The organism is Microvirga sp. (assembly GCF_014699075.1).
GTDB lineage: Bacteria > Pseudomonadota > Alphaproteobacteria > Rhizobiales > Beijerinckiaceae > Microvirga.
In genome coordinates this window covers 138,988-165,227 of the sequence record NZ_JACXAB010000005.1, presented here as the reverse complement: position 1 = coordinate 165,227, position 26,240 = coordinate 138,988, and the positions used below count along the sequence as shown (strand labels likewise).

Genomic DNA, 26,240 nt, shown 5'->3' with positions numbered 1-26,240 from the left:
CCCTCAAAGGCGTCGCCTGATGGAGGCCCATATGCGGAAAGCCCTCATGCTAGCAGCGGCACTGGCCCTGATCGGAACGTCGGCCTGGAGCCAGAGCCCATCGCGGGATGACGATGATGACCGATCCGGGCGGTGGTATGACAGCCGCGACCGGTGGGATGGCGACAGGGACCGCGATGACGACCGGAATGACCGTCGCCGACGCGCCATGCGCGACCACGATGGTGAAGACCATCGCGGCGGCAACGCGCATTTCTTCGTGCGCAGCGGCGACACGCAGCTTCGCGTGGTCTGCAGCGATCGGGAATCGACGCAGGCCTGCGTCGATGCCGCGTTGAGAATGTTCGACCGGGTTCAGTCGCAGCCTCGCGCGGCAACGAGCGCGCCGACGCCTCCTGCGACATCTCAGTGAATCACGGAGGCCGGTGGTGCATGGGCTATCACCGGCCTCGAAAAATTAATCTTCGCAAACGCGGTATCGCCTGACCACCGTTTCGCCGAAGCGGTTCCGCTCGCGCCGGGTCTCGTAATAGCAGTCGCGATCACCGCGCCACCGGCGGCCGCGATCCCAGTCACGATCCCTATCCCGGTCACGCCAGTCTCTATCGCGCTCCCAGCCTCGGTCGCGCTCCTGCCAGTCGCGGCCGTTATCCCAATCGCGATCCATCCTGAGCTGCGCAGACACACCCGTGGCAAAGCTGCCGGCGAGAAGGCAGCCTGCAAGAACAGCCGATAAGCCTTTGAGCTTTGTCATAGCCAATCTCGACCTCCATAGGGGACATGGAGGTCAACCGCGATGATCAGGTCTCGTTCCTGCGGCGCTCGACCCGGCTGCCCGACTTTGTTGAAACGGCAGCGGCCTTTCCGGTTTGGCACCAGCCTGCGATCTCGCCTATTGTAGATGCATCAATCAGCGGAGACGGACATGTCGAGAGTACCGGGAGGACGCAGGCCGACCGATCCCTTCAAGGCGGCCGAAGCGGCCTTCAAGAAAGCCACGACCAAGCCCATCGAGGGACCCGCGCCGGCTCCCTCCATTCCGGGCGTCAAAGAGAGCGTCACCCTGCGGATCGACCAGGATGTGCTCGAATTCTTCCAGCAGGACGGGCCGGGATGGCAGGACCGCATCAATGCGGCCCTGCGCAAGGTGGCCGGCAAGTAGGGATCGATCCGAGCGGCCTCAGGAGGTCTGCATGAACAGCGCGGCCTTGACCAGGCGGTCGGGGCCGAGATCCTCCTGGGCATCGAGGGCCAGGAGCTCCGCCAGGCGGGTGCGGGCGCGGTTGATGCGGCTCTTGATCGTGCCGAGATTGGTGCCGCAAATCTGCGCCGCCTCCTCGTAGGACACGCCCTCGGCGCCGACCAGCAGCAGCGCCTCGCGCTGCTCGACGCTGAGCTTGGCGAGAGCCACCTGCATGTCCGAGAAGTCCAGGCGCGCGCCCTGCTCCGGCATGACTGCCAGCTTGCCAGCCAGCATCCCGTCCGGGTCGTTCACCTCCCGGCGGCTCTTGCGGATATCCGTGTAAAACTGGTTGCGCAGGATGGTAAAGAGCCAGGCCTGCATGCTCGTGCCGGGCTGGAACTTGTCCAGGTTCTCCAGACCGCGCAGGAGCGCCGCCTGCACGAGATCATCGGCATAGGTGACGTTGCCGGTGAGCGAGATGGCGAAGGCGCGCAGATGCGGAATGGCCTCCAGCATGGCCTGACGGACAGGATCCTCACTCGCCATCGCGGTCACGTTCTTTCCCGTCCAGCTGCTTCAGGAGCTGGACAAACCGATCGGGCACCGGCTCGCTCATGAGCTGGGCGTAGTAGGTCTGGAGCTGCTCGCCCAGGAAGGCCGCCACATGAGACAGCAGGGCCGGCTCCGGACCGGGATCTCCGTTGATGTTGAGAAGCTCCTCAAGCGCATCCTGCCCCTCCAGAGCATTGCCGTCGTTGGGATTGTTGTTGGACATGCTTGCTCCTTCAGACACGGCCAGGGTGCCCTGCGCGCCGGTTGCGCTCGGAGGACACCCTCTGCCTTACCTGACTGAAAGGGGGCTGCCATTAACCTACGATAAGTGTGTGTGACGGTGCTCCCGTGAACCTCCGATGATGTGACCAAGCTTGACAGCGTCGGCCGGGAATCGAAAACCGCCAGGGTCCTTGTCTTTCGCCTCCTGTCACCCATAACGCTACAGTTGGCCAACAAAGGCAGGATCATGCCCCGCACCCGAGACGCTCTTCCGGTGGCTCCGCCCCACCCGGGATGGATTCTGCGTGATCGGGTTCTGCCTGGTCTCGGCCTGTCCGTCAGCCAAGCCGCCCGCGAGCTTCGCATCGCCCGCCAGACGCTCCATCGGGTTCTGGCCGGCAGGGCCGCAATCAGTCCGGAAATGGCCGCCCGCCTCGCCCGTCTCTCGGGTACGACGCCCCAGTTCTGGCTCGAGCGGCAGCAGCAGCACGACCTGTGGCACGCGGAGCAGGCACTCACAGGCATCCTCGGGCTGATCCCGACCCACACGCTTCCGGCCGCCCTGCAGGCCGAGATCGGACTTCATCATGACCGTTAAACCTCAACCCGCCACGAAAGCGCGGACCGGGGTCGAGGGCCTGGACGACATCCTCGTCGGCGGCCTGTCGCCGGGCCACGTCTACCTGCTCGAGGGCAGCCCCGGCACCGGCAAGACCACCATCGCGCTCCAGTTCCTGCTCGACGGAGCCAAGGCCGGAGAGACAGGGCTCTACGTCACCATGTCGGAGACGGAAGCCGAGCTGCGCGACGGCGCGGGGTCGCATGGCTGGAGCCTCGGCGACAGGGTGCATGTGTACGAACTCGTCCCGCCGGAAAGCCTGCTCGACGACGAGCACCAGCAAAGCCTGCTCTACTCGTCCGATCTCGAACTCGGTGAAACCACCAAGGCGGTGTTCGAGGCGATCGACCGGACCAAGCCGGTCCGCATCGTGATCGACAGCCTGTCGGAGATCCGCCTCCTGGCGCAGAGCTCCCTGCGCTACCGTCGCCAGATCCTGGCCATGAAGCACTACTTCGCGCGCCAGGGCGCAACGGTTCTGCTGCTCGACGATCTGACCACGGACACCAACGACAAGACCGTTCACAGCCTCGCCCACGGGGTGATCCGCCTGGAGGGGCTGACGCCCAATTACGGCGCCGAGCGCCGTCGCCTGCGGGTGATCAAGTATCGCGGCCAGTCGTTCCGGGGCGGATTCCACGACTACATCATCGCGCGAGGCGGCGTTCAGGTGTTTCCGCGCCTGGTCTCCGGCGAGCATAAGACCGGCTTTGCCCGCGATGTGCTGACAAGCGGCATCGGCCAACTCGACGCGCTTCTCGGCGGCGGTGTCGAGCAGGGCTCCAGCACCCTGGTGATGGGACCCGCAGGCACGGGCAAGTCCCTCCTGACCGTGCAGTTCGCCATCTCGGCGGCGCAGCGCGGCGAGAAGGCGGCCCTGTTCATCTTCGACGAGGAACTCGGCCTGCTCATCGATCGAACCAAGCTGATCGGCATCGATCTTGATGCGCTGTGCGCCGCGGGCAACCTGTTCATCGAGCAGGTCGACGCTGCGGAGCTCTCCCCCGGCGAGTTCACCGACCGGGTGCGCACCAAGATCCGCCGCCATGGCGTGAAGACGGTGGTGATCGACGGCCTCAACGGCTATCAGGCCGCCATGCCGGAAGAAGAGTTTCTGACCCTGCACATCCACGAGCTGCTGCAATACCTCAACAGGCAAGGCGTCTCGACATTCCTGACGGTCGCGCAGCACGGCCTCATAGGCGACATGAAGTCTCCCGTCGATGTCACGTATCTGGCCGACACCGTGATCCTGCTGCGCTACTTCGAGGCCTTCGGTCAGGTTCGGCGGGCGATCTCGATCATCAAGAAGCGCTTCGGTTCGCACGAGAACACCATTCGCGAGATGCGGATCACCAACAGGGGCATTTCCCTCGGTGAACCCCTGGAGGGCTTCCAGGGAATTCTGCGCGGCACGCCGATCTTCACCGACGGCGACCGCACACAACTGCTCAAAGATCGCCCCGAATGAACGATAGTCTCCACTCGCATTCGGAATGCGCGATCATCTTCGCGCCCCATGGGCGGGATGCGGCGGTTGCTGCCGACATTCTGCGCAGCGTCGGCATCGCGTCGGAGATCTGTCCCGACATGCCGGCGCTCGTGCGCGGCATCGCGCAGGGCGCGGGTTTCGCAATCGTGACCGACGAGGCGCTCCGCAATGCGGATTTGAAGGATCTCTCCCGCTGGCTCTCGGATCAGCCCCCATGGTCGGATTTCGCCTTCGTGATTCTCACCCTTCGCGGGGGCGGCATCGAGCGAAATCCAGCCCTGGCGCGCCTGTCGGAGGTGCTCGGCAACGTCGTGTTCCTGGAGCGTCCCTTTCATCCTGGGACTCTGGTGAGCGTCGCCCGCTCCGCCCTGCGCGGGCGGCGCAGGCAATACGAGGCGCGAGCCCGGCTCGAGGACTTGCATCAGGGCGAAGAGCGCCTGCGAGCCGGTCTCGACAAGGAGAAGCGCGCAGCCGAACATCAGCGGCTGCTCATCGACGAGTTGAACCATCGGGTGAAGAACACGCTGGCGACCGTGCAGTCCATCTCGGCCCAGACCTTGCGCACGGCGGACACGAAGGAGGAGGCGCGCGATGCGCTGGAGCGGCGTCTTCTCGCCCTCTCCCGGGCGCACGACGTGCTCACCCGCGAAAGCTGGGACGGAGCCGACCTCGTCGAAGTCATCGAGAAGGCTCTCGAGCCTTACCAGATTTCGGGCGAGAAGCGGTTTCGCATCACCGGCCCGCATGTGCGCGTGACGCCGCGCATGTCGCTCGCCCTCGCCATGGCGATGCACGAGCTGGCGACCAACGCGGTGAAGTATGGCGCCCTGGCCAACAAGTCCGGCACCATCGATGTATCATGGAAGGTGACGAACGGAACCGCCCCGCCCCGACTGGCCCTGCGCTGGACGGAAACCGGCGGCCCGCCCGTCGTTCCCCCGCGCCGGCGAGGCTTCGGGTCCCGTCTCATCGAGCGCAGCCTGGCCAACGATCTCGATGGCCAGGTGGAGATCGCATTCGCGCCGACGGGGGTCGTTTGCACGGTCGACGCCCCTGTGGCCTAGCCGGCTGGAGCGCGCCTGGAACCGCTGCGAAGCTTCGAGACGCATCGTCTTTGCCCGGGTGCAGCAACGTCAAGAACAAACATGAATCAATGACAGACGTTCACATACATGGTATAGTTATTTTACCATCAGCAACCGATTTCAGGCGCTGATGGCCGAGAGATCCGATGTGCTCCCGCCTGTAGAACAGGGAGCATCATCATGCATTCACCTTTCAAACTTGGCTATAATCCGCTCATCCACAAGCTGGGGAGCATCTTCACCCTCACCGAAAACGAGCGGCATGCCCTCGAAAACTTACCGATGCAGGTTGCCGTCATCAAGGCCGACCAGGACATCGTGCGCGAGGGGGATCACCCCTCCCGGTGCTGCCTGATCCTCGACGGCTTTGCCTGCACCTACAAGGTCACGGCGGAAGGCAGGCGCCAGATCGTGGCGTTCAGCATTCCAGTCGACATCGCCGATCTCCAGAGCCTGCACCTGAACGTCCTCGACAACAGCGTCGCAACCATCACCGCGTGCGGGGTGGGGTTCATCACGCACGAGGCTCTGCGCGACCTCTGCACCTCCCATCCGCGCATCGCAGCCGCGCTCTGGCGCGACACCCTTGTCGATGCGTCCATCTTCCGCGAGTGGATGATGAATGTGGCGCGGCGCGAAGGCGCCAGCCGGATGGCTCATGTGCTCTGCGAGCTTCTGGTGCGCCTCAGAGCCGTCGGCCTTGTCGAGGACCATGCCTGCGACCTGCCGATCACCCAGGTGGAGTTCGCCGATGCGCTCGGCTTCACCACGGTTCACGTCAACCGGGTGCTCCAGCAGATGCGGACCGACGGGCTGATCGAGCTGAAAGGAAAACGGCTCTTCGTTCCCGATTGGGAGCGGTTGAAGGAGGCGGGCGAATTCGACCCGACCTACCTTCACCTGGACGATGAGGAGGCGGCCGCATGAGCCTCAATCTTCAGCCGGTGCGTGTGGGCAATGGCAGCGATGAAAAAGGCATGCTGGTCTTCGATGAAGACCAGCGCCTCGTGGCGGTGCTGACCCAGCTCTCGGACCAGTATGACGGCCTGTCCGGCCACTGGTATCTGGAAGCAGGTTTCGGCCGGTTGGATGATAGGAACCAGCCCACGTTCATCGATCTCGACGCCGCGCGGGACTGGATCGGCGAGCGCCTTGCGTCGTCGGACCCGACATGACCCGGCAACTCCGTAAAGCGGCCTCCTTCCGAATTATGTGGCCGTGCCCGTCAAGGCTCGTTGAACCCAGGCTCCGGCCTCCTCGTGCGTCGCGAACATCGGTGGAGCAACACGGACATCGCATCTGCCGAACCCTGCCTCCAGGTGCCAAAGCCCCTTGCTCTTAGGGTCATGGATTTCTCCATCGAGGCGGACGATGACGGCGGCGAGCTGGCCGTCCGCGAGGATGAGAATGCCTTCGCTGTCATGGCCGTCGATAAGCACGCGCATGGGCTGATACGAAATGGTGAAGGTCATGAGTTGAGCCTATGGGCTGGGGCGCAGGCCGATACCGCGCACCAAGAAGAACAAGGCCGCACCCATAAGCCGTCTCGCACAAGCGCTCTTTCAACCAGATGGGGTTTGAGGATTAACCTATGTTTATCGCCCGATCCGGGACAAGCCCATGGAGAACTCCGCCGGAGATGCGCCAGGCTTCGTCGGAGGGTGGGAAAGCTCCCTGGCCTGACCCTACGCCTCTGATCGTTCCAGCCGTCTTCGACATCTATAACATAGATTAATTTTTCGCATTAATCTGAGTTAGCAGATGGCGCCAACACAGGTGGGCGACAAAAATGACCCTGTGTGCGACGGCTAAGTCATCGTCAGCAAACAGTCATAGGCGCTGATGCCCGAGAGATCCGCGCGCTCCCGCCTATAGAACAAGCGAAGCCCGATCCTCTATGACCTTCCACCCCGACTACAACCCGATGATCCGCAAGATCGAGAGCATCTTCATGCTCACGGATGAGGAGCGGCAGGCGCTCCAGCAATTGCCGATGCAGGTTGTGTCCATCAAGGCCGATCAGGACGTCGTACGCGAGGGCGACCGCCCCTCCCGCTCATGCCTGATCCTGAGCGGCTTTGCCTGCACCTACAAGGTCACGAGTGCGGGCAAGCGCCAGATCGTCTCCTTCAACCTGCCGGGTGACATTCCCGACCTGCAAAGCCTGCACCTGAAGGTCCTCGACAACAGCGTCAGCACCATCAGCCCGTGCAGCGTCGGGTTCATCGCCCATGAGGCCCTGCGCGATCTCTGCACACGCTACCCGCGCATCACGTCGGCGTTCTGGCGCGAGACCCTGATCGATGCGGCCATCTTCCGCGAGTGGGTGCTCAATGTGGGACGCCGCGAGGCCTATACGCGAATGGCCCATGTTCTCTGCGAGCTGCTGGTGCGCCTCAGGGCCGTCGGCCTGACCAAGGATTACACCTGCGACCTGCCGATCACCCAGGCCGAGTTCGCCGATGCGCTCGGCGTCACGAATGTGCACGTGAACCGTGTTGTCCAGCAGTTGCGGGCTGACGGCCTGATCGAACTGAGCGGCGACCGGCTGAACATTCTCGACTGGGAGAAGTTGAAGCAGGCAGGAGAGTTCGATTCAACCTACCTTCACCTGGAGGGTAAGCAGGCCGCCGCATGACCCTCGTGCTTCAGCCCGTGCGCGTTGCCAACGGCATCGACGGAGAGGGGATGCTGGTCTTCGACAGGGAGCACCGGCTCCTGGCGGTTTTGACCCATCTCTCGACAAAGAACGAGGTGGCGCCCGGACAATGGTACCTGGAGGCAGGCTTCGGGCGGCTGGAGGGCGTCAACCACCCGACATTTGCCGATCTGGACGCAGCCCAGGCCTGGATCGGTCACCGTCTCGGGAAAAGCCACTAAGGGCTTCCGGTTTTTACAAAACAGCCCGGGAGGCTCGGCGCGATGCCGCCGCGTTCGTGACCGGGTGGAGGGCTGGCCTCCCGATCCGGCCCGTGCTGCAAAGCAGCGCATTTGACACCGTCAAACGCGGCGATATGTGTGTTCCATCGGCCGTTCCAAGGCAGCTTGCCTGCCGCCATCACATGAAATCCGGGCTTGAATGAGCACCACCTCCGATCAGGCCGCCTTGACCCTTTTCCAAGGGGCCGGCGAGGTTCGTGCCCTGGCCCGCGCCTTCGACTGGTCGCGCACGCCGCTCGGCCCGGTCTCAGGCTGGCCACAGAGCCTGCGCTCGACCGTGCGCACCCTGCTGTCCTCGCAATACCCCATGATCCTGACCTGGGGTCCTGCATTCACCCAGATCTACAACGATGCCTATTCGAAGCTCATCGGAGCCGGGCATCCGGCGGCGCTCGGCCACGACATCCGCATCACCCTGGCGGCAAGCTGGGATACCCTCGGGCCGATGATCGAGCGGGTCATGGCAACCGGCACCGCCAACTGGACGCCCGCCCTGCCCCTGCTCATGGAGCGGGCCGGCTACCGGGAGGAGGCCTATTTCAGCGTCTCCCATGCGCCTGCCGAGGACGATGAGGGACGCATCGTCGGCATGCTCGCCGTGTGCAGCGAGGTGACCGCCCAGGTGGTGGGCGAGCGCCGCCTGACGCTGCTGCGCGACGTGGGCGCGGAGGCGGCGGACATCCGCAACCTGGAGACGACCGCCAAGGACATCGCGGCCGCGCTCTCGCGCGGCTTCCTCGACGTGCCGTTCGCCCTGATCTATCTGCGCGGCGACGATGGGGCCTTGTCACTCCTGGGCTCCGCCGGTCTGGACGACCGCAACGCAGGCGCCCCGAGGATCCTTCCGGCCGATGCCATGGAGCCATGGCCCGTGGCACGGGTTCTTACGGGCCGCACGGTCGAATGCCGGGTGGAGCCGATGATATCGATCACCGGAGGGCTCTGGGCCGATTCCGTGACCACCGCGCTGGCCATGCCGATCTCCGGCGGAGGCGGCGAGGAACTCGGCGTGCTGATCGCCGGTGCCAGTCCCAGCCGCGCCCTCGACGAGGGCTACCGCTCGTTCTTCAGCCTCCTGAGCGGGCAGGTCTCCACCCTGGTCCGCAACGCCAGGGCGCACGAGGAGGAGCGGCGCCGCGCCGATGCGCTGGCGGAACTCGATCGGGCCAAGACCCGGTTCTTCTCCAATGTCAGCCACGAGTTCCGGACGCCGCTCACCCTGATGCTCGGGCCGCTGGAGGATCTCCTGCGGCAGGCCGATCTGCCTGGGGACGCCCGCGCCGAAGTTCAGGTCGTTCATCGCAACGCCCTTCGCCTGCTCCGGCTGGTGAACACCCTGCTCGATTTCTCGCGGGCCGAGGCGGGCCGGATCGAGGCCGCATTCCGCGCGACGGACCTGTCGCGCCTCACAGTCGATCTGGCGAGCACCTTCTGGTCAGCCATCGAGCGGGCGGGACTTGCGTTCAGGGTCGAGTGCCCGCCTCTGTCCATGCCGGCCTATGTGGACCATGACATGTGGGAGAAGGTCGTTCTCAACCTGCTCTCCAACGCGCTCAAATACACCTTCGAGGGGCAGATCTCGGTGCGGCTGGCGGAGGTCGATGGATCGATCAGGCTCTCCGTCAGCGACACCGGCGTGGGCATTCCACCGGACAGCCAGGAGCGCATCTTCGACCGCTTCCAGCGGGTGGAGGGCGCCCGAAGCCGAACCCACGAGGGCTCCGGGATCGGCTTGGCGCTGGCGCGCGAGCTCGTGATGCTGCACGGCGGAACGGTCGGCGTCGACAGCACAATCGGCCAGGGCACGACCTTCACGGTGACGATCCCGCAAGGACACGCGCATCTTCCGCCCGAACAGGTCGACGCCGCAGGCGAGCCGGCCTCCACGCGGATCGGAGCCGATGCCTTCGTGGAGGAAGCTCTCCGCTGGCTGCCGGACACCCCTGCTCCGTTGCCTGCGAACGTGGTCCGGCTGCCGCAGCGCAGCGCCGTCAGCCAAAGCACCACGCAAAGCACCGCGAAGGCGCGCGTGCTGGTTGCCGACGACAATGCCGACATGAGGGCCTACATCACGCGGCTTCTCGACGGGACGCACGACGTTGTGGCCGTGCCCGACGGTGCCGCGGCCCTGGAGGAGCTTTTCGAGAACGGGACCGATCTGCTCGTCACCGACGTGATGATGCCGGTCATGGACGGTTTCCAGCTCGTTCAGCGCATAAGGGAAGAGCCCAGGCTGCGCACGCTGCCGATCATCATGCTGTCCGCCCGGGCCGGGGAAGAGGCCAGCGTCGAGGGGCTCGAGGCCGGCGCCGACGATTATCTCGTCAAGCCGTTCGCGGCACGCGAATTGCAGGCGCGGGTGCGCACGAACCTGGAGTTGGCGCGCCTGCGCCGCGAGGCCGACGAGCAGGCGGCGCAAGCCCGCAAGATGGATGCCATCGGGCATCTGACGGGTGGGGTGGCGCATGACTTCAACAACCTGCTGGCCGCCGTCATCGGCTCCCTGGATCTGATGGAACGACGCGTCGCCGGCGACGAGCGGGTTATGCGTCTCCTCAACAACGCCATGCAGGCCGCCCAGCGCGGAGCGCGGCTCACCGAGCAGCTTCTGGCCTTCTCCCGCAAGCAGCGCCTCGAGGTGCGTCCGACGGACGTGAACGGGGTTCTGTCCAACATGGCGGACCTCATGCACCGCACCCTGGGCGGCCGCATCGGCGTCAATACGCTGCTCGGAAAAGACCTGTGGCCGGCCATGGCCGACCCCAACCAGATCGAACTTGCCGTGCTCAATCTCGCGGTGAACGCGCGCGATGCCATGCCGGACGGCGGCCAGGTGGTTCTCCAGACGGAGAACATCGCGGCCGATGATCCGCAGCGGCCCAAGATGCTGACCCTGAGCACGGATGCCGTGCGCATCCGGGTCCAGGATACGGGTGTGGGCATGAGCCAGGAGGTTCTGATGCGGGCGACCGAGCCCTTCTTCACCACCAAGGGACCGGGACAGGGAACAGGCCTCGGGCTGGCGCAGGTCTACGGCATGATCAAGCAGATCGGCGGCGACATGCACATCGCCAGCGAACCGGGCCAGGGCACGACGGTCGACCTGTACCTGCCGAAAACTTCCGCTGGCGTGGTGCAGAAGGCTGCGCAGGAATCGTCGGAGCCGGCAATGCTCACGGGCAAAGTCCGTGTTCTGGTCATCGACGACGATGCCCAGGTCCGGGTGGCAACCGCCGCGATGCTCACTGAGCTGGGATACGACGTTGTGGAAGGCGACAGCGCCCGCTCGGGTCTCGACCGCCTGGAATCCGCCGACACGCCGTTCGATCTCATCCTCGTCGATTATGCCATGCCCGGCATGACCGGCGGCGAGATGATCGCGCAGCTGCGCCGGATCACACCGACCTTAAGAAGCCTTCTGATCAGCGGATATGCCGAGGGTGTGCCCGATGGATCGGGTCCTGTTCTGCGCAAGCCCTTCACGGTCAGCGAGCTCGGCACCGCGGTTGCGCGCGTGCTCCACGCGAAGGAGAGGTGACAGGCCTCTTGCCGGTCCATATCCGCCGCTCCCCGACAGAGTACCGAAAAGCGGAATTCGGACTTTTTCTTCATGCAGGCGGCATTCCGGCAGAAGTTAACGGAATAACCACACCTGCTGGCGGATGGTGGCGGGGATCGTCGCTCCCAGGCCTCATCGAAACCATTGTGCCCGCCTCACTGATCATAACCCTCAGCGTCGTGCTCGCGACGGCCGTGATTGTCGGCGCCGTGCTTCTGCTGGTGCGGGGCTACACCGACGATCTCGCGCGCGCCGAAGGCGATCTGGCGAACCTCGCGCTGACTCTTCAGGAGCGGACGGACGGCATCCTGCAATCCATCGAAGGCGTTCTGCGCGATTTGGTCGAGCGCATTCCGCAGGCGAGCCTCCGGGCATCGGAGTTCGACGGCTTCGCGGGGTCGCAGGCCACGAAGCTCGTTCTGGTCGGAGCCTCCTGCTCCCTGCCTCAGTTCGTGCGCATCGATCTCGTCAACGCCCGGGGCAAGCTGGTCGGCACCTCGAACCCGCGCCCGATGTCCGATCCCATTTATCTGACAGGCGCATCTTATTATCAGGCCTTCACGACGGATCCGTCGCTCGCCTCGTACCTGAGCGAGCCGATGCGGATCCGCACCACGGGCAAGAAGGTTCTGTCGCTCGCGCGCAGGATCAACGACACCGAAGGCAACCTCCTCGGCATCGTGGTCTCCACTGTCGATCTCACGCATTTCGAGACGCTCTACAAGGAGCATCTGCGCAAGCCCTCGTCGGCCGTCACGCTCTACCGGCGCGACGGTGTCGTTCTGGCGCACATCCCGAACTCAGAGCGCGCACTCGGCCGCAAGATCTGGAAGCCCGACACGCCGCTGCAGCGGATGATCGCGAAGAACAGCCCGACGCTCATTCGCGACGTGAGCTGGATCGACCGGCAGGAGCGGCTGTTCGCCCTGCACCCGCTGGCCAACCAGCCCGCCGGCATTGCGGTGAGCCGCACTGTGGCCGAGCTCATGGCCGGACAGCGCCTCGAGGCGCGCGTGATCGGGTTCATCGCCTATCTCATGGGCGTTGCGGTCGACACGGCGAGCCTCATGGGCTTGAGGCATGTGAGAACCGGAATCTTGCGGGCCGCGAGCGAGAGCTACCTGTCGCGCCACGATGTGCTGACGAGGCTTCCCAACAGGCCGTTCTTCATCGAGGAGCTGAAGCGCACATACCTCGCCTCGCAGCGAACCAGTACGGACTTCGCGCTGCATCTTCTCGACCTCAACCGCTTCAAAGACATCAACGACAATCACGGCCATGGCGCAGGCGACGAGATCATTCAGATCGTGGCGCGGCGCCTGCGCGAACGTCTGCGCAAGAGCGACTTCATCGCCCGCATCGGCGGCGACGAGTTCGCCATCATTCAAAGGCCTGTCAGGGACCGGCAGCAGGTCATGGATTTCGTCACGGCCATCCAGGCCGCCATGAAGACGCCCTGCACGGCCGGCAACACGGAAATCGACGTGGGGTTGTCCGCCGGCATCGCGTTGTCGGCTTCCGACGGCAAAACCTCGACCGAGCTCATGCGCGCGGCCGACATTGCGCTCTTCGCGGCCAAGTCCGACACCAACGGCAGCTATCGCTTCTACGACCCGAATATCCAGGATTCCCGCGCGGAACGCCGCGCGATCGAAGGAGCCCTCAAGAGCGCTCTCGACAACCGGGAGTTCGAGCTGTTCTATCAGCCGATCCTCGACCTCGCGACGAACCGCATGTGGGGCTGCGAGGCCTTGGTGCGCTGGAAGCACGCCACGAAGGGGATGATCCCGCCCCTGCAGTTCATCCCGACCGCCGAGGAGTCAGGGCTCATCGCGCCCATCGGCGACTGGATCCTGGAAGAGGCCTGCGCGACGGCCATGACCTGGAGCCTTCCGTTGAAGGTCGCGGTCAATCTTTCTCCGGTGCAGTTCAAGCGCCGGGATGTTTTCGCCAGCGTCACGAAGGCCCTGAACCTCTCCGGCCTGCCGGCCCATCGCCTCGTCCTTGAGATCACGGAATCAGTCAAGCTCACCGAGGAAGCAACCGCAGCGCTCAGGAGGCTGAAGACGCTGGGCGTCGGGATTTCGCTCGACGATTTCGGTACCGGCTATGCGTCGATGAGCTATCTCAGGAGCTTTCCGTTCGACAAGATCAAGATCGATCAGTCCTTCGTGCGCGGCATGATCGACTCGGCGGGCAGCCGCGCGATCATCAAGGCGACCATCGGTCTCGCCAACGACCTGAAGATGAGCACGACGGCCGAGGGTGTCGAGACGCAGGAGCAGCTCAATGCGCTACGCATGGCCGGCGCCTCGCAAGCCCAAGGCTACCTGATCGCCAAGCCCATGCCCCGCGAAGCCCTCGAGGCTTTCATGGCCGATGTTCAAAACCCTCAGCAGTCCGCGCGCGCTGTCGCCTGATGCCGAAGCCCGGCCTTAGGCCGCCTGCGGCCAGGAATGCTGCCTCTCCGCTTCGAGAAGCTGCTCGGCCCTGCGGGTGAATTCGGTGCCGGGCAGGCCCGGCTCGATGGGATCGAGATAGGAGACCGAGATGGTCCCTCCCCGCTTGATGGGCCGGTCCACACCCCAGAAGTGCCCCGAGTTCAAGGCCACGGGAAGAACCACCCGGTCGAGCTTCGCGTAAAGGAGCTCCACGCCGCGCTTGAACGCGATGGGCTCGGAGACGGACTTGCGGGTGCCCTCCGGAAAGATCAGCACGGAACGCCCTTGAGCCAGGGCAGCCCGGCTCTCGTCCACCATCTTCCGGACGGCCTTCGAGCCGCTCTCGCGATCGATCAGGATCATCGGCGACTTGCGCAGGAACCACGAGAAGACCGGGATGGTCAGAAGCTCCTGCTTCGCGACGATGGCCACATCCGGAAAGAGCGTCAGGAACGCCAGGGTCTCCCAGGTCGACTGGTGATTGGCGATGATCAGGCAGGGTTCGTCGGGAATGTTGTGCAGTCCGCGCTCGGCATAGGTCAGGCCGACGATCCCCTTTAGGCCGGCCAGGATGCCCCGCGCCCACAGCCGCGAAGCCAGGCGCACGCCGCGCTCGGGAGAACCGCACAGCCACAGCGCGGCCAGAACGGGCGCGAAGAGGCCGGTCCAGACAGCCAGATAAAGATCGAAGAGTTTGGAGCGGATGAACTGCATGTTGATGAAATGCTTTGGATGAATCAGCGTTCGATGCGCATCACGCTCTGCCGCGATGTCGGTTCACACGCAACAAAAAACGAAGCGGCGCATGATCACATGCGCCGCCTGCAAGACCGATGGAGAACCCTGGCGTCGGGTTTTACTCTGCAGCCTCGGTGCGAGGCGCAGCGCTCGGAGCGGCCATCGGCCGGCGGGCGCCGCCGGCGGCGCCGGGACGGGGCTTCGGCTTGGGAGCGGCGATCAGCCCTTCGCGGATGGCCTGCTTGCGGGCGGCCTTGCGGTTGCGCCGGACGGCCTCGGCCTTCTCACGGGTCTTTCGCTCGGACGGCTTTTCGTAGGCCTTCCGCGCCTTCATTTCGCGGAAGATGCCTTCGCGCTGCATCTTCTTCTTGAGAACCCTGAGGGCTTGATCGACGTTGTTGTCGCGTACCAGAACCTGCAATGGATGTCCTCTCTCTAAAATAGCTTGTTGTGCCTCGGCTTGCGCCTGGCGGATCGGATCGGCGAAGAGCTTGAGGCGCCTGGCCTTAAGCGCTTCGGATTTCGCCCTCGCGGACGGCCTTTTCGGTCATGCCCGACTTGATACGGTATGACACTTCGCCGGTCTGGTCGGCCGGCATGAGCCGTACGATCTCATAGACGTTGCCGGCATTCATCCGGGTATCGGAGAACCCAGGCTGCGCCAGCCGAACCATCTGCCGAACTTTGAACTTGTGAGTCATCGCTTGGGTTCCTCTCTTACTTGCGGGCCTTGCGGGCCGCATAGCGGGCATCGCGCGCTGCCTTGCGTTCGACTTCGAGCCTAGCGTCATCGGCAACCTTCTCGGCCGCCAACCGCTCGCTCTGCTCCGCCTGCAGCTTGTCCTGCTCGGCCTGCTCGGCCGCACGGGCTTCGCGCTCGGCCGCCATGCGGGCTTCATCGGCAAGGCGCTTGGCCTCGCGCTCAGCGGTTCTGGCATCGCGCGCGGCGCTCACCGACGCCCTGGCAGCCCGCCGCTCCGCAACCGCCGGATCGTCATGTCCCGGACGCTGCCGAAACTTTTCCGCCATGGCCTGCTTCGCGTTCTTGGCCGCATTGAGCCGTTCGCCGAGATCCTGATGCTTCATTCCGCTCATTGTTCCTATTTGCTGCCTCGTCGAAACGAGACCGATTACCGGACGCGCCGGATGGTGGCGATGTCACCGCCGGGTAGAGTGCCCTGCTCCTGCTGGGCACGCGCAATGATCCCGACTGCGCGGGGATCGCTCGCCTTTCCGGGATTGTCGACCCAGAGATAAGCCCTGCGGGCGTCGGCGTAATCCACCACGAACATCACGGATTTCGCAGGAGAGGCTTTTCGAAACGTGTTCATTGCGTCCTCGCCGGTATCGCCATCAAAGATGGCATTGCACAAACAAGAAGCCGCCCCCGTGGGAGCGGCTTCGTATCGTCAGGCGCTATATGAGGCGCCCGTCATCATTAGGCCGTCTGGATGTTGTTGACGGCAACCTTGCCGGAACGACGATCTTCGGCGGTGTCGAAGGAGACCTTCTGGCCTTCGCGAAGGCCGCGGATGCCGGCACGCTCGAGAGCGGTGGCGTGAACGAACACGTCCTTCTCGCCATTGTCCGGCTGGATGAAGCCGAAGCCTTTTTGATCGTTGTAGAACTTAACGGTGCCCGTCATCATGGCAGTATTCCTTAGAGTTTATGCATCAGTGCACGTGAGCTTGAAGGCGTGCGGAAGCACGACCTCAGGCTCGGGTTCGTCGAAGTTTGGGAGAGCGTCTGAACGTGCGCCTGGCATGCCAAGGCGTAACGGCCCGATTGTCCGGCCAAAGGTCGATGATCCTGATGTAGGGTGCTCTCCCCCCAAATACAAGCCGCCATTTTGAGAAAATGCCGATCTCGGCGTGAGCATTGTTCTTCGACAATGGCTCATTTTCTGGGAGACCCACGAGAAAAGCGCACCTTGGCGCAAGGTTTTACTTTTCTGGAGCGCGCCGATTCATCCCCCTTAGGAAAGTTTTATCTTGCCATGAGCCGGTGAATGCCCCATATGGATTGTATCCAACCGAGATGTTCGGCCTGCTCTCCCTAGCTCGTGATCGAGCCGCCGAGCCCGCTTACCGTTCCCATCGTTTGTTACCTCCGGCCCTTTCGGGCGGATTTTGCCTGTCGGTGCGCTGCGCCGACGGATTCACTCACAATATTGCCGTCCGGGCCCTGCCCAATGCGGCCACAGGTTTATCATGTCGACTGCTATTCAAACCCAGAATTCCAAGAAGTCTCATCAGCACTCCAAGGCTCCTCTGCAGGCCAAGTCTGCACCCAAGCCGCAATCGTCCGGCCTCTCCCGCGAGGAAATCCGTCAGATCGTCCTTGAGATGATCGGCTGATCGTCCGGTTCCCGGCCCCGAAACGACGAAAACGGCCCATCTGTGGGCCGCTAGAGAGGGTCTGTGTAATCCACAGGCCTGTGCCCTACATTACCCCGGAACCAAGTGTAGCCGGGGAGTGAAGCTGCCGTGAGAGTGATCGTCTGTGGTGCCGGGCAGGTCGGTTCGACCATCGCCCGCCACCTCGCCTCCGAGGGCATCGATGTGACGGTGGTGGATCTCTCACCCGAACAGGCCAGGCGGGCGGACGAGAGCTATGATGTCCGGGGGATGGTCGGCCACGCCGCCCACCCCGAGGTTCTCGAGCGGGCGGGCGCGCAGGATGCGGACATGCTCATCGCCGTGACCCGCTCCGACGAAGTCAACATGGTCGCCTGCCAGGTGGCCTACTCCCTGTTCAATGTCCGCCGGCGCATCGCCCGTGTCCGCCACCATGGCTATCTGGAGCCGATCTGGAAGGGCCTCTACGCCTCCGACCAGCTGCCCATCGACGTGATCATCTCGCCCGAGGTCGAGGTCGCCAACGGGATCGTCCGGCGTCTCAAGACGCCCGGCGCCTTCGACACCGTTCCGCTGGCCGACGGCCGGGTTCATCTCCTCGGGGTTCATTGCAACACGGGGACATGCTCCCTGATCGGACGGCGGATGAAGGAGCTTTCCACGTCGGGCGGCTCCGGCATCGTCATCGGGGTCATCGTGCGCAATGGCCAAGCCTTCGTGCCGAGGGCCGAGGATCAGGTTCAGCAGGGCGACGACGTCTATGTCATTACCGAGACATCGCACGTGGATCGCGTCATGGCCTATCTGGGCCATGAGGAGCAGGTCGCCCGCCGCATCGTGATCGTGGGCGGCGGCAATGTCGGCCTCAACCTGGCGACCCGTATCGCCCATCATGCTCCCTACGTCTCGCTCAAAATGGTCGAGCATTCGCGGGAGCGCGCCGAGTACGTCTCCCGCGAGCTCCGCGATGCCGCCGTGGTGATCCAGGGCGATGCCCTCGACAAGGAGGTGCTGCTCGAGGCCAACGTTCAGAGCGCCGATACGATCATCGCCGTGACGAACGATGACGAGACCAACATCTTCGCGTCGGTTCTGGCCAAGCGCGAGGGCTGCACGCGCGCCATCACCCTGGTGAACAAGACCTCGTACGAGCACGTGCTGCCGGCGCTCGGCATCGATGCGGTCGTAAGCCCGAGCGCCATCACGATCTCGACCATTCTGCGCCACGTGCGCCACCGCTCCGTCTCCGCCCTCTACACGCTTCGGGAGGATTTCGGCGAGGTGATCCAGGCCACGGCCCAGGAGGGCTCGCGGCTGATCAAAGGCACCCTGCGGGATGTCGGCATGCCGGACGGCATGCTGATCGGAGCCATCGTGCGCAACGGAGAAGTCATCATTCCAACCAGCTCGACCCGGGTGCATCCCGGCGACAGCATCATCGCCGTGGTGGCCTACCGGGCTCTGCGCAAGGCCGAGGCGATCCTGGCCGGTCCGTCGACCGAGACAGGACACTAGCGCATCATGCGTGCGAAATCTTCTTCAGGCGTATGGGCTCCGCCCTACATCCGTCCGGTCTTCCACCTGACGGGCCGCATGCTCTTCGCCCTTGCGGCGGCCATGCTGCTGCCCGCAGGGGTAGACGGCTTCACGGGGGACCCGGACTGGAGAGCCTTTCTCATCGGAAGCCTCATCACCTTTGTCTGCGCGGCCGCATTGACCTATGCGACCCGCTGCCGGCTGTCCGGCGGGCTGACCCTGCGCCAAGCCTTCCTCCTCACGCCGGTTGCATGGACGACCATCGCCCTGTTCGGGGCCATTCCCCTCTACATTTCCGATTACGCCCAGTTGAGGGACCACTTTACCAACGCGTTCTTCGAGTCCGTGTCCGGCCTCACGACAACCGGCGCCACGGTGATCGTCGGCCTCGACGACGCTCCCAAAGGCATTCTTCTGTGGCGGGCACTCCTGCAATGGCTGGGCGGCATCGGCATCATCGGTGTGGCCATCTCGATCCTGCCCGCCCTCGGTGTCGGCGGCATGCAGCTGTTCCGTACGGAATCCTCCGACCGGTCCGAGAAGGTGATGCCACGGGTGCGGGAGATCGCGATCGGCATCATGCTGATCTATACGGCCCTCACGGTGGCCTGCGGGCTAGCCTACTGGCTGGTGGCGATGTCGCCGTTCGATGCGCTCGCCCATGCGCTGACGACGGTCTCGACAGCGGGATTCTCAACATCCGACATCTCGATGGCACGTTGGGACAATGCCGCCCTGCACTGGATCGCCACCGTGTTCATGCTGACCGGCGCTGTGCCGTTCGTGCTGTACCTGCGGCTGTTCCAGGGACAGCAGGACGCCCTGCGCGACAGCCAGGTTCGGTTTCTCGCCATGCTCCTGGCGGCCCTGATCTTCGCGGTTGCAGCATGGTTGATCCTCGTCGCCGGGCATGGCTTTGCCGATGCTCTCCGCCTCGCCGCCTTCAACGTGGTGTCCGTGGTGACGACGACCGGCTATGCCACGGCCGATTATACGCTCTGGGGCAACCTGATGGTCGGCCTGTTCTTCGGCCTCATGTTCGTGGGCGGCTGCACGGGATCGACTTCAGGCGGGATGAAGATCTTCCGCTTTCAGGTGATGATCCGCATGCTCCAGAGCCAGTTCCTGCGCCTGCTCTATCCACGGGGCGTGTTTCCGCGCGTCTATGCGGGAAGGCTGCTGCCGGACGACGTGATCGGCTCGGTGGTGGTGTTCTTCTCGCTGTACTTCATCTGCTACAGCGCGCTCACGGTCGCCCTGATGGCGTTCGATCTGGATTTCCTGACGAGCGCCAGCGCAGCCGTGTCGGCGCTGTCGAATATCGGTCCTGGCTTGGGCCCGATCATCGGCCCGGCCGGCAACTTCGCCGCGCTCCCGAATGCGTCGAAGTGGCTCTTGTGCTTCGGTATGCTCTTAGGACGGCTGGAGCTGTTCACCGTGCTGATCCTGTTCTTCCCCCAGTTCTGGCGCGGGTAAGGCCAGACGAGAGAGACCGGACGATCAGCGCCGGGGCGCCTTCTTGGCGGCCTCCTCCATGCCGCGCGGGTTCTTCTTGACCCCCTCCCGGAGCACCTTCGCGGCGGCGTCCTGCTCCTGCTCTGGAGAGGCCGGAATCGGCGCCGTGTCGCCGCGGGCTTCCAGGCCCTGATCGTCAGGCTTTTGGCTGCCCGCCTTGGCGGCCGATTTCAGGGAGCGCAGAGCCTCGGGCTGTTGACCATCCTGCACGCGGTTGGGCATCGGGCGAACTCCTCCAAGAACGGCCCCGTGGCCGCCTCCCAAGGCAATTCCCGTCCCGCCGAGGCGTTCCATTCGCGCAGGACAATGCCTTTGACCCTGCTCCTTCGCGAAGGCTTGCTCCGCCAGATACGCATTGCGCCCCCGTCCGCCCACGGTCCAATAGGGCATGCGCGATCCCTCCCTGTGGCTCATTCTCTCCATCGGCCTGACCTTCTTCCTTGCCGGCATGGTCAAGGGCGTGACCGGCATGGGCCTGCCGACGGTGGCCATGGGTGTGCTGGGAGCGCTCATGGCACCCGTGACGGCTGCCGCCCTGCTGATCGTGCCGTCCTTCGTCACCAATGTGTGGCAGCTGGCGACCGGCCCGAGCTTCATGGCGCTGCTCCGGCGGCTATGGCCGATGACGCTCGGCATCGTGATCGGCACGGTGGCCGGCTCATTCGTTCTGGCCGATGGCAACACGCGATGGACTACGGCGGGCTTGGGCTCCGCCCTTGTGGTCTATGCGGGCTTCACCCTGCTGGCGCGGCAGCTCTCCGTGCCGGTCCAGTGGGAGTCATGGCTGTCTCCCCTGGTCGGCCTGACGACGGGCCTGGTCACGGGAGGCACGGGCGTCTTCGTCATCCCGGCCGTCCCCTACCTTCAGGCTCTCGGGCTCACCAAGGACGACCTGATCCAGGCCTTGGGGCTGTCCTTTACGGTATCGACCACTGCGCTTGCGGCCGGACTCGGATGGCGCGGAGCATTCCAGCTCGACGGCCTCGTCCTGTCGTCGCTTGCCATCGCGCCCGCGCTTGCGGGCATGTGGCTGGGTCAACTCGTCAGGCGCAGGGTCAGCCCCGAGACGTTCCGGCGATGGTTCCTCATCGGCCTGCTGCTTCTCGGGGCTGAACTCGTGCTGAAATCGGCGCTGCAGAGTTGAGGGCAGCGCTTTAGGAGCGCTCCTCCCAGACCTTCGCCAGTTCGACGATGGTCTTTACCGCCTTTTCCATGTCCTGGCTGGAGACGAACTCCAGCGGAGAATGAAAGGCGTGGCCGCCGGCGAAGATGTTGGCGCAGGGCAGGCCCATGAAGGACAGGCGCGAGCCGTCCGTGCCGCCGCGGATGCTGTCGCGCCGAGGCTCCATGCCGGCCCGGCGGACTGCCTCCACGGCGTGCTCGATGATCTCCGGATGCCGGTCGAGCACCTCCTTCATGTTGCGGTACTGCTCCGTGACCGTGAAGGTGTAGCTGGAGCCTGGATAGGCCTTCATCACCTCGCGGGTGATGTTTTCCAGCAGCGCCTCTTTCGTCTTGAGCCCCTCCTCCGTGAAGTCGCGGATGATGAGGCTGAGATTCGCCTTCTCCATCACCCCGGAGACACCCGTCGGGTGGATAAAGCCGTCACGTCCCTTCGTGGTCTCGGGCGCCATGTCCCGCGGCAGGCGCGCGACGATGTCGCCCGCGATCCGGATGGCGTTTTCCATGCGGCCGTAGGCCTGGCCCGGGTGGATCGCCACGCCCTTGATGGCGATCTCCACCGCATCGGCCGAGAAGGTTTCGTCCTCGATACTGCCGGCGGCTCCGCCGTCCATGGTGTAGCCGAAATCGGCCCCGAGCTTCTTCAGGTCGACCTTGTCGACGCCGCGGCCGATCTCCTCGTCCGTGGTGAAGAGGATGCGGATCGTGCCATGCTTGATGTCAGGGTTGTTGATCAGGAATTCGGCGGCGGCCACGATTTCGGCGACACCGGCCTTGTCGTCGGCGCCGAGCAGCGTGGTGCCGTCCGACGTGACGATGTCGTGGCCGATCATGTCCTTCAGGACCGGATGGTCGGCGACGCGGATGACCCGGGAGGAATCGCCCGGCAGGCGGATGTCGCCGCCCTGGTAGTTCCTGACGATCTGCGGCTTGACGTTCGTGCCGGAGAAGTCCGGCGCCGTGTCCATGTGCGCGCAGATGCAGATGACCGGCACGCTGTTTTTCGGGGTGTTGGACGGAATGGTCCCGTAGACGTAGCCGTGCTCGTCGAGATGCGCGTCGGAGACGCCGATGGACAGAAGCTCATCGACCAGCAGGCGGCCGAGATCTTTCTGCTTTTCGGTGGAGGGTTGGGTTTTGGAGGAGGCGTCGGACTGGGTATCGATGACGACGTAACGGAGGAAACGGTCGGTAACGCTGGCGGCCATAGATTGGAATCCAATTCGCGAAGAGACGATGGACTCTTAGCCGGGATCGGTTGCCGCGTGAATGGGGTGCTGGAAAATCGACAGGATGGCTGCCCCAGGTCGAAGGATGCCTCGACCTGGGGCTTCTTAACGTCCCGTCCTCAGGCGGCCTTCACGTCCGTGAGGAAGCTCTGCACCTCGCGGCTGAGATCGCTGGAATGCCGCGCCAGTTCCTGGGCGGCCCCAAGCACGCGGCTTGCGGCCGTGCCGGTCTGCTCGGCTCCCTGCCTCACGTCGAGGATGCTGCCGCTGACCGATGCGGTGCCCCGTGCGGCCTCCTGCACGTTTCGGGCGATCTCGCCGGTGGCGGCCCCCTGCTCCTCGATCGCGGCTGCGATGGCCACCGAGGTCTCGGACATCTGGCTGATGGTGCTGCCGATGTTCTGGATCGCGCTCACCGCCTCGCGGGTTGCGTGCTGGATCTCGACGATCTGGGCCGAGATTTCCTCCGTGGCTTTCGTGGTCTGGTTCGCCAGTTCCTTCACCTCGGAGGCCACGACCGCGAAGCCCTTGCCGGCCTCACCGGCGCGGGCCGCCTCGATGGTGGCATTGAGCGCCAGCAGGTTGGTCTGGCCCGCGATGGTGTTGATGAGCGCGATGACGGCGCCGATCTTCTCCGCCGTGCTGGCCAGGGCCTGAACGGTGACGTCCGTGCGCCGCGTCTCCTCCACGGCCGCGCCTGCGACCTTCGCCGACTGCGAGATCTGGGCGGCGATCTCGCGAGTGGAGATCGACAGCTCCTCGGTGGCCGCGGCAACGGTCTGCACGTTCAGGGATGCCTGCTCGGCCGCCGTCGCAACGGTCTGGGATTGCACGTTGGTCTGCTCGGCGGTGGACGCCATGGTCTGGGCCGTGCCCTCCATCTCGTATGCTGCGCTCGAGAGTGTCTGGGTAAGGGTTGCGACATTGGCCTCGAACTGGCGTGTCAGCTCGTCGAGACGCTGCGCACGGCGAGCCTGCGCATCGGCATCGCCCGCGTAGATCTTGTCCGCCTCGTCCTTGGCGATCAGCGTGTCCCTGAACACCTGAACCGCATGAGCCATGGCGCCCAGTTCGTCGCTGCGGTTCTGTGCCGGCACATCGATCTGCCGTTCACCGTCTGCAAGGGACCGCATCACCTGCCCGAGGGCCAGGATGGGCTGGGTCACGCCGCGGCCGATGAAGGTTGCCACCACGCCGATGAGCAGAACGATGATGGCCACGCCCGACAGGAGCTTCAGGGCCGTGCTCCATACCTTGGCGGCGGTGTCGTCCGTATAGACGCCGGAGCCGATGATCCAGCCCCAGGGCTTGAAGCCCTTCACGTAGGAGATCTTGCCGACGGGCTCCTGCGCACCGGGCTTGGGCCACAGATACGGCACGAAACCGGCGCCGCTCTCCTTCACCTTGTCCACGAAGGCGACGAACAGGCGAAGGCCCGTCGGGTCCTTGTTCTCCGTCAGGTCGGCGCCGACGAGTTCCGGCTTGATGGGATGCATCACCATCTTGGGATGCATGTCGTTGATCCAGAAATACTCCTGGGTGTCGTAGCGCAGGACCCTGATCGCATCCGCGGCGGCCTTCTGGGCAGCCTCGCGGGTCAGGCGACCGGCACGCTCCTCGGCCTCGTAGTGCGAAAGGATGCCATAGGCCGACTCGACCACATGCTGGGTCTTGACCATCTGCGCCTGGGTGATCTCCTCGCGCAGATGAAACAACGCGACCGCGATGATGGCGGCAATGCCGACCAGTGCCGTTAATGTGATGGAGTGGATCTTCGTCCCGATACCGAATTTCATGCGCATGCAGTCCCCCAGAATCTGCAACTCTTTTGTTTGTGGTGATGTTCTGCCCAATCCGACACGGAAGAACCTTCCGTCAGCTTCAGCTGAATTCTTGCGGGAGCAGAGGAAGCTATAAGTTATTGTCTTTGGTTAAGAAGCGGTTCATGCCGCGCTGAACTGCAGGCATTTTCAGCGAAAATCACGCGCTGATCCTGCGGCTCTATGGACCCGCACCGGCCGTTTCGCCTAACCTGGGGATTGTTCCCTAGGAATGAGGCGGTCTCACAACCCCGGAGGTTTCGATGAAGCGAGCGGACAAAGTCATCATCAGCTGCGCGATCACCGGGTCCATCCACACACCCAGCATGTCGCCCTACCTGCCGGTGACGCCGGAGCAGATCGCCGAGAGCGCCATCGCGGCGGCCGAAGCCGGAGCCGCGATCCTTCACCTGCACGCCCGCGATCCGCAGACCGGCCGACCGACCCAGAGCCCCGAGGTGTTCAAGCAATTCCTGCCGGCGATCAAGGACGGCAGCAACGCCATCGTGAACATCACCACGGGCGGCGGGCTCGGGATGAGCCTCGACGAGCGCCTCGCGGCGGCGAAATGGGCGCAACCCGAAATCGCCTCCATGAACATGGGATCGTTCAACTTCAACATCTCCGGCGCTGGCGGTCGCATCGCGTCGTTCAAGAACGATTGGGAGAAGCCCTATCTGGACATGACCAAGGACTTCATCCTGTCCAATACCTTCGCGCAGATCGAGCGGGGCATGACCGAACTCGGTGCGCTCGGCACACGCTTTGAGTTCGAGTGCTACGATGTGGGCCATCTCTACAATCTCGCCCATTTCGCAGACCGCGGGCTCGTGCAGCCGCCATTCTTCGTACAGGCGATCTTCGGGATCCTCGGCGGCATCGGGCCTGAGCCCGAGAACCTCATGCATATGAAGGCAACGGCCGACCGGCTCTTCGGGAACGACTACTATCTCTCCATCCTGGCCGCCGGCCGCCATCAGCTGCCGTTCGTGACCATGGGAGCCATCCTCGGCGGGCATGTGCGCGTTGGCCTGGAGGACAACCTCTATCTGGGCAAGGGCGAGCTCGCGCCGTCAAATGCCGACCAAGTGCGCAAGATCCGCCGCATCCTCGAGGAGCTCTCATTCACAATCGCGACCCCTGACGATGCGCGTCGCATGCTGCAGACGAAAGGGCCGGAGCACACGGCCTTCTGAAACGACGCGAGAGAGCCGCGCCGAGTTCGCGTGCCCTACTCCTCGGAACGGCTTGCAGATTCACGATCGCGTTCGTATCGCTTGTTGAGCGGAAACGGCGGCAGCCAGGATTCGCGACGAACGGTCCAGAGCTCGTAGGTGGGCATCAGCTGGTCAGGGGCATCCAGGGAGCCGAGGTTCACTTCGATTTCATCGGCACTGCGTGAGAAGACGGACGAGCCGCAGCGGGGGCAGAAGAACCGCCCAGAGTAGTCGCGTGTTTCGCCCTCGATCGTCACCGCATCCTGAGGGAATATCGCGGAGGCGTGAAAAAGGGCGCCGTGATGCTTTCGGCAGTCGAGGCAGTGACACAGGCCGACCCGGTAGGGACGCCCCGAGGCCACGATCCGAACATTGCCGCACAAGCAGCCTCCGGTGAAACGGTCCATGCCGCGCCTCCTCCACAATCAGGCGGTGGAATCTATCACAAATGCCAGCGCTGTCATTGCAAGAGCCTGCTCTAGACCAAGCCATGCGCGGCTTTCCAATCCTTTGCAGGCGTGCCTAAGATGGACGCCCCAACAGGGAGGAAACA

Annotated in this window: 30 protein-coding genes; 16 read left to right on the top strand and 14 right to left on the bottom strand. The window is 64.2% G+C overall.

Translation table 11 applies throughout. The features are described 5' to 3' along the window. Positions 1 to 31 precede the first annotated feature (31 nt). Positions 32 to 412, top strand: coding sequence for a hypothetical protein (locus IC232_RS10460; RefSeq protein WP_190844865.1), 381 nt, complete (start codon positions 32 to 34; stop codon positions 410 to 412). Positions 413 to 457: 45 nt separating this feature from the next. Here the strand turns inward: IC232_RS10460 and IC232_RS10455 are convergent, their stop codons facing one another. Next, a complete protein-coding gene (locus IC232_RS10455) occupies positions 458 to 754 on the bottom strand; it encodes a hypothetical protein (RefSeq protein WP_190844864.1) in 297 nt (98 codons plus the stop codon). A gap of 171 nt (positions 755 to 925) precedes the next feature. Here IC232_RS10455 and IC232_RS10450 point away from each other — a divergent pair, with 171 nt between their 5' ends. After that, complete coding sequence (locus tag IC232_RS10450) at positions 926 to 1,162, top strand: BrnA antitoxin family protein (RefSeq protein WP_190844863.1); 237 nt, start codon at positions 926 to 928, stop codon at positions 1,160 to 1,162. A gap of 18 nt (positions 1,163 to 1,180) precedes the next feature. Here IC232_RS10450 and IC232_RS10445 read toward each other — a convergent pair whose 3' ends face one another. Continuing rightward, positions 1,181 to 1,729, bottom strand: coding sequence for a sigma-70 family RNA polymerase sigma factor (locus tag IC232_RS10445; protein ID WP_190845053.1), 549 nt, complete (start codon positions 1,727 to 1,729; stop codon positions 1,181 to 1,183). Beyond that, the gene (locus IC232_RS10440) at positions 1,719 to 1,958 is read right to left on the bottom strand and encodes a NepR family anti-sigma factor (protein ID WP_190844862.1); all 240 of its coding nucleotides are present in this window, start codon (positions 1,956 to 1,958) and stop codon (positions 1,719 to 1,721) included. The genes IC232_RS10445 and IC232_RS10440 overlap by 11 nt, the downstream gene beginning before the upstream one ends. A gap of 246 nt (positions 1,959 to 2,204) precedes the next feature. On the opposite strand from IC232_RS10440, the gene IC232_RS10435 reads away from it, so the two are divergent. From IC232_RS10435 to IC232_RS10415, 5 genes are all read left to right on the top strand, one after another. After that, positions 2,205 to 2,555 (top strand): HigA family addiction module antitoxin, encoded by a 351-nt coding sequence (locus tag IC232_RS10435; protein WP_190844861.1) that lies wholly within the window; start codon positions 2,205 to 2,207, stop codon positions 2,553 to 2,555. Next, a complete protein-coding gene (locus IC232_RS10430; RefSeq protein WP_190844860.1) occupies positions 2,545 to 4,047 on the top strand; it encodes an ATPase domain-containing protein in 1,503 nt (500 codons plus the stop codon). The genes IC232_RS10435 and IC232_RS10430 overlap by 11 nt, the downstream gene beginning before the upstream one ends. Next, positions 4,044 to 5,132, top strand: coding sequence for a sensor histidine kinase (locus tag IC232_RS10425; RefSeq protein ID WP_190844859.1), 1,089 nt, complete (start codon positions 4,044 to 4,046; stop codon positions 5,130 to 5,132). Before IC232_RS10430 ends, IC232_RS10425 begins: the two co-directional genes overlap by 4 nt. A 201-nt stretch (positions 5,133 to 5,333) precedes the next feature. Next, the gene (locus tag IC232_RS10420; protein WP_190844858.1) at positions 5,334 to 6,080 is read left to right on the top strand and encodes a Crp/Fnr family transcriptional regulator; all 747 of its coding nucleotides are present in this window, start codon (positions 5,334 to 5,336) and stop codon (positions 6,078 to 6,080) included. Continuing rightward, positions 6,077 to 6,328: a hypothetical protein gene (locus IC232_RS10415; protein WP_190844857.1), complete on the top strand. Its 252-nt coding sequence runs from the start codon at positions 6,077 to 6,079 to the stop codon at positions 6,326 to 6,328. The genes IC232_RS10420 and IC232_RS10415 overlap by 4 nt, the downstream gene beginning before the upstream one ends. A gap of 33 nt (positions 6,329 to 6,361) precedes the next feature. Here the strand turns inward: IC232_RS10415 and IC232_RS10410 are convergent, their stop codons facing one another. After that, the gene (locus tag IC232_RS10410; protein WP_246812143.1) at positions 6,362 to 6,625 is read right to left on the bottom strand and encodes a hypothetical protein; all 264 of its coding nucleotides are present in this window, start codon (positions 6,623 to 6,625) and stop codon (positions 6,362 to 6,364) included. A gap of 425 nt (positions 6,626 to 7,050) precedes the next feature. Between IC232_RS10410 and IC232_RS10405 the strand changes: the two genes are divergently transcribed. From IC232_RS10405 to IC232_RS10390, 4 genes are all read left to right on the top strand, one after another. Then, positions 7,051 to 7,791, top strand: a complete 741-nt coding sequence (locus IC232_RS10405; RefSeq protein ID WP_190844856.1) for a Crp/Fnr family transcriptional regulator — start codon at positions 7,051 to 7,053, stop codon at positions 7,789 to 7,791. Continuing rightward, a complete protein-coding gene (locus IC232_RS10400) occupies positions 7,788 to 8,033 on the top strand; it encodes a hypothetical protein (protein WP_190844855.1) in 246 nt (81 codons plus the stop codon). The genes IC232_RS10405 and IC232_RS10400 overlap by 4 nt, the downstream gene beginning before the upstream one ends. 199 nt (positions 8,034 to 8,232) lie before the next feature. After that, the gene (locus IC232_RS10395; RefSeq protein ID WP_190844854.1) at positions 8,233 to 11,631 is read left to right on the top strand and encodes an ATP-binding protein; all 3,399 of its coding nucleotides are present in this window, start codon (positions 8,233 to 8,235) and stop codon (positions 11,629 to 11,631) included. Beyond that, the gene (locus IC232_RS10390; protein WP_190844853.1) at positions 11,628 to 14,072 is read left to right on the top strand and encodes an EAL domain-containing protein; all 2,445 of its coding nucleotides are present in this window, start codon (positions 11,628 to 11,630) and stop codon (positions 14,070 to 14,072) included. The genes IC232_RS10395 and IC232_RS10390 overlap by 4 nt, the downstream gene beginning before the upstream one ends. 15 nt (positions 14,073 to 14,087) lie before the next feature. On the opposite strand, the gene IC232_RS10385 is transcribed toward IC232_RS10390, so the two are convergent. The 6 genes from IC232_RS10385 to IC232_RS10360 all read right to left on the bottom strand — a co-directional run bounded on the left by IC232_RS10385 (position 14,088) and on the right by IC232_RS10360 (position 16,479). After that, positions 14,088 to 14,807, bottom strand: coding sequence for a lysophospholipid acyltransferase family protein (locus IC232_RS10385; RefSeq protein WP_190844852.1), 720 nt, complete (start codon positions 14,805 to 14,807; stop codon positions 14,088 to 14,090). A 142-nt stretch (positions 14,808 to 14,949) separates the two neighbouring features. After that, positions 14,950 to 15,252 (bottom strand): 30S ribosomal protein S21, encoded by a 303-nt coding sequence (gene rpsU, locus IC232_RS10380; protein ID WP_190844851.1) that lies wholly within the window; start codon positions 15,250 to 15,252, stop codon positions 14,950 to 14,952. A gap of 85 nt (positions 15,253 to 15,337) precedes the next feature. Continuing rightward, entirely contained in the window at positions 15,338 to 15,532 is a 195-nt protein-coding gene (locus IC232_RS10375) for a hypothetical protein (protein ID WP_190844850.1), read from the bottom strand. A gap of 16 nt (positions 15,533 to 15,548) precedes the next feature. Continuing rightward, positions 15,549 to 15,917 (bottom strand): DUF6481 family protein, encoded by a 369-nt coding sequence (locus tag IC232_RS10370; protein WP_312895143.1) that lies wholly within the window; start codon positions 15,915 to 15,917, stop codon positions 15,549 to 15,551. A gap of 44 nt (positions 15,918 to 15,961) precedes the next feature. Continuing rightward, the gene (locus IC232_RS10365; RefSeq protein ID WP_190844848.1) at positions 15,962 to 16,162 is read right to left on the bottom strand and encodes a hypothetical protein; all 201 of its coding nucleotides are present in this window, start codon (positions 16,160 to 16,162) and stop codon (positions 15,962 to 15,964) included. Between the two features lie 107 nt (positions 16,163 to 16,269). Beyond that, positions 16,270 to 16,479: a cold-shock protein gene (locus IC232_RS10360; RefSeq protein WP_036357668.1), complete on the bottom strand. Its 210-nt coding sequence runs from the start codon at positions 16,477 to 16,479 to the stop codon at positions 16,270 to 16,272. A gap of 562 nt (positions 16,480 to 17,041) precedes the next feature. On the opposite strand from IC232_RS10360, the gene IC232_RS10355 reads away from it, so the two are divergent. The 3 genes from IC232_RS10355 (at position 17,042) to IC232_RS10345 (ending at position 20,200) form a co-directional block, all read left to right on the top strand. Further along, complete coding sequence (locus tag IC232_RS10355; RefSeq protein ID WP_190844847.1) at positions 17,042 to 17,188, top strand: hypothetical protein; 147 nt, start codon at positions 17,042 to 17,044, stop codon at positions 17,186 to 17,188. A gap of 129 nt (positions 17,189 to 17,317) precedes the next feature. After that, complete coding sequence (gene trkA / locus IC232_RS10350) at positions 17,318 to 18,703, top strand: Trk system potassium transporter TrkA (RefSeq protein WP_190844846.1); 1,386 nt, start codon at positions 17,318 to 17,320, stop codon at positions 18,701 to 18,703. A 6-nt stretch (positions 18,704 to 18,709) separates the two neighbouring features. After that, positions 18,710 to 20,200: a TrkH family potassium uptake protein gene (locus IC232_RS10345; RefSeq protein WP_190844845.1), complete on the top strand. Its 1,491-nt coding sequence runs from the start codon at positions 18,710 to 18,712 to the stop codon at positions 20,198 to 20,200. A gap of 24 nt (positions 20,201 to 20,224) precedes the next feature. On the opposite strand, the gene IC232_RS10340 is transcribed toward IC232_RS10345, so the two are convergent. Beyond that, entirely contained in the window at positions 20,225 to 20,629 is a 405-nt protein-coding gene (locus IC232_RS10340) for a hypothetical protein (RefSeq protein WP_190844844.1), read from the bottom strand. On the opposite strand from IC232_RS10340, the gene IC232_RS10335 reads away from it, so the two are divergent. Next, positions 20,628 to 21,383, top strand: a complete 756-nt coding sequence (locus IC232_RS10335) for a sulfite exporter TauE/SafE family protein (protein ID WP_190844843.1) — start codon at positions 20,628 to 20,630, stop codon at positions 21,381 to 21,383. The genes IC232_RS10340 and IC232_RS10335 overlap by 2 nt on opposite strands. A 10-nt stretch (positions 21,384 to 21,393) precedes the next feature. On the opposite strand, the gene pepT is transcribed toward IC232_RS10335, so the two are convergent. Then, complete coding sequence (gene pepT / locus IC232_RS10330; protein WP_190844842.1) at positions 21,394 to 22,629, bottom strand: peptidase T; 1,236 nt, start codon at positions 22,627 to 22,629, stop codon at positions 21,394 to 21,396. 140 nt (positions 22,630 to 22,769) lie between these two features. Next, positions 22,770 to 24,452, bottom strand: a complete 1,683-nt coding sequence (locus tag IC232_RS10325; RefSeq protein ID WP_312895140.1) for a cache domain-containing protein — start codon at positions 24,450 to 24,452, stop codon at positions 22,770 to 22,772. A gap of 281 nt (positions 24,453 to 24,733) precedes the next feature. On the opposite strand from IC232_RS10325, the gene IC232_RS10320 reads away from it, so the two are divergent. Next, the gene (locus IC232_RS10320) at positions 24,734 to 25,666 is read left to right on the top strand and encodes a 3-keto-5-aminohexanoate cleavage protein (RefSeq protein ID WP_190844841.1); all 933 of its coding nucleotides are present in this window, start codon (positions 24,734 to 24,736) and stop codon (positions 25,664 to 25,666) included. 35 nt (positions 25,667 to 25,701) lie between these two features. Here IC232_RS10320 and IC232_RS10315 read toward each other — a convergent pair whose 3' ends face one another. Then, positions 25,702 to 26,094, bottom strand: a complete 393-nt coding sequence (locus IC232_RS10315) for a GFA family protein (RefSeq protein ID WP_190844840.1) — start codon at positions 26,092 to 26,094, stop codon at positions 25,702 to 25,704. Positions 26,095 to 26,240 lie beyond the last annotated feature (146 nt).

Bases quoted from the DNA above. Each gene is read 5' to 3' on its own strand.
- IC232_RS10460 (WP_190844865.1), top strand. From the start codon at position 32: ATGCGGAAAGCCCTCATGCTAGCAGCGGCACTGGCCCTGATCGGAACG.
- IC232_RS10455 (WP_190844864.1), bottom strand. From the start codon at position 754: ATGACAAAGCTCAAAGGCTTATCGGCTGTTCTTGCAGGCTGCCTTCTC.
- IC232_RS10450 (WP_190844863.1), top strand. From the start codon at position 926: ATGTCGAGAGTACCGGGAGGACGCAGGCCGACCGATCCCTTCAAGGCG.
- IC232_RS10445 (WP_190845053.1), bottom strand. From the start codon at position 1,729: ATGGCGAGTGAGGATCCTGTCCGTCAGGCCATGCTGGAGGCCATTCCG.
- IC232_RS10440 (WP_190844862.1), bottom strand. From the start codon at position 1,958: ATGTCCAACAACAATCCCAACGACGGCAATGCTCTGGAGGGGCAGGAT.
- IC232_RS10435 (WP_190844861.1), top strand. From the start codon at position 2,205: ATGCCCCGCACCCGAGACGCTCTTCCGGTGGCTCCGCCCCACCCGGGA.
- IC232_RS10430 (WP_190844860.1), top strand. From the start codon at position 2,545: ATGACCGTTAAACCTCAACCCGCCACGAAAGCGCGGACCGGGGTCGAG.
- IC232_RS10425 (WP_190844859.1), top strand. From the start codon at position 4,044: ATGAACGATAGTCTCCACTCGCATTCGGAATGCGCGATCATCTTCGCG.
- IC232_RS10420 (WP_190844858.1), top strand. From the start codon at position 5,334: ATGCATTCACCTTTCAAACTTGGCTATAATCCGCTCATCCACAAGCTG.
- IC232_RS10415 (WP_190844857.1), top strand. From the start codon at position 6,077: ATGAGCCTCAATCTTCAGCCGGTGCGTGTGGGCAATGGCAGCGATGAA.
- IC232_RS10410 (WP_246812143.1), bottom strand. From the start codon at position 6,625: ATGACCTTCACCATTTCGTATCAGCCCATGCGCGTGCTTATCGACGGC.
- IC232_RS10405 (WP_190844856.1), top strand. From the start codon at position 7,051: ATGACCTTCCACCCCGACTACAACCCGATGATCCGCAAGATCGAGAGC.
- IC232_RS10400 (WP_190844855.1), top strand. From the start codon at position 7,788: ATGACCCTCGTGCTTCAGCCCGTGCGCGTTGCCAACGGCATCGACGGA.
- IC232_RS10395 (WP_190844854.1), top strand. From the start codon at position 8,233: ATGAGCACCACCTCCGATCAGGCCGCCTTGACCCTTTTCCAAGGGGCC.
- IC232_RS10385 (WP_190844852.1), bottom strand. From the start codon at position 14,807: ATGCAGTTCATCCGCTCCAAACTCTTCGATCTTTATCTGGCTGTCTGG.
- IC232_RS10375 (WP_190844850.1), bottom strand. From the start codon at position 15,532: ATGACTCACAAGTTCAAAGTTCGGCAGATGGTTCGGCTGGCGCAGCCT.
- IC232_RS10370 (WP_312895143.1), bottom strand. From the start codon at position 15,917: ATGAAGCATCAGGATCTCGGCGAACGGCTCAATGCGGCCAAGAACGCG.
- IC232_RS10365 (WP_190844848.1), bottom strand. From the start codon at position 16,162: ATGAACACGTTTCGAAAAGCCTCTCCTGCGAAATCCGTGATGTTCGTG.
- IC232_RS10360 (WP_036357668.1), bottom strand. From the start codon at position 16,479: ATGATGACGGGCACCGTTAAGTTCTACAACGATCAAAAAGGCTTCGGC.
- IC232_RS10355 (WP_190844847.1), top strand. From the start codon at position 17,042: ATGTCGACTGCTATTCAAACCCAGAATTCCAAGAAGTCTCATCAGCAC.
- IC232_RS10345 (WP_190844845.1), top strand. From the start codon at position 18,710: ATGCGTGCGAAATCTTCTTCAGGCGTATGGGCTCCGCCCTACATCCGT.
- IC232_RS10335 (WP_190844843.1), top strand. From the start codon at position 20,628: ATGCGCGATCCCTCCCTGTGGCTCATTCTCTCCATCGGCCTGACCTTC.
- IC232_RS10340 (WP_190844844.1), bottom strand. From the start codon at position 20,629: ATGCCCTATTGGACCGTGGGCGGACGGGGGCGCAATGCGTATCTGGCG.
- pepT (WP_190844842.1), bottom strand. From the start codon at position 22,629: ATGGCCGCCAGCGTTACCGACCGTTTCCTCCGTTACGTCGTCATCGAT.
- IC232_RS10325 (WP_312895140.1), bottom strand. From the start codon at position 24,452: ATGCGCATGAAATTCGGTATCGGGACGAAGATCCACTCCATCACATTA.
- IC232_RS10320 (WP_190844841.1), top strand. From the start codon at position 24,734: ATGAAGCGAGCGGACAAAGTCATCATCAGCTGCGCGATCACCGGGTCC.
- IC232_RS10315 (WP_190844840.1), bottom strand. From the start codon at position 26,094: ATGGACCGTTTCACCGGAGGCTGCTTGTGCGGCAATGTTCGGATCGTG.